Source organism: Clostridium celatum DSM 1785 (genome assembly GCF_000320405.1).
GTDB classification, from domain to species: Bacteria; Bacillota; Clostridia; order Clostridiales; family Clostridiaceae; genus Clostridium; species Clostridium celatum.
In genome coordinates, this window is record NZ_KB291671.1 from 1 (window position 1) to 795 (window position 795).

The following is a 795-nucleotide window of genomic DNA, read 5'->3' on the forward strand; positions in this document are numbered from 1 at the left end:
CGTGGGTTCGAATCCCACTCTCTCCGCCAAAACCTCTAGCAAATTGCTAGAGGTTTTTTTGTATATAATTTTTTATATTTATTGGTAAAATAGTATTGTTATATTAATTTTAAATTTGGGGTATAGAATATGAATAAATTAAATGAAATAATGGAATATAATAAAAGGTTTGTTGAAAATAAAGAATATGAAAAATACGAAGTAACAAAATATCCAGATAAAAAGATAGTAATATTATCTTGTATGGATACAAGACTAACAGAATTATTGCCAAAAGCACTTAATTTAAAAAATGGAGACGCAAAAATTATAAAAAATGCAGGGGCAACCATAATGCATCCATTTGGAAGTATTATTAGAAGTATTATAGTGGCAATTTATGAATTTGATACTGATGAAGTATTAGTGATTGGACACAAAGGATGTGGTATGAGTAATATAAATGGAGAGGAAACCATTAAGAAAATAATTAATAGAGGAATTAAAGAGGATGTAATAGAAACATTAAATAACTCAGGAATAGATATAAAAAAATGGTTACATGGATTTGATTCTGTAGAGGAATCGGTGAAAGAAAGCGTTGAGTTAATAAAGAAGCATCCATTAATTAATAAAGATATAAAAGTACATGGATTAATAATGGATCCATCTACTGGAAAATTAGAAATTATAGTGAATGGGTACTAGTAAATAAAAAAATATAAAAAAAATTTAAAAAATATGTTGACATAAATAATAACCGTTGATATAATAATTCTTGTAACGAGGAGAGATGGTCGAGTTGGTTTAAGGCAC

General features: G+C 26.9%; 1 protein-coding gene. It reads left to right on the top strand.

Annotation, left to right across the window (positions count from 1 at the left end):
• Positions 1-129 precede the first annotated feature (129 nt).
• Positions 130-687, top strand: a complete 558-nt coding sequence (locus HMPREF0216_RS12245; RefSeq protein WP_005214703.1) for a beta-class carbonic anhydrase — start codon at positions 130-132, stop codon at positions 685-687.
• Positions 688-795 lie beyond the last annotated feature (108 nt).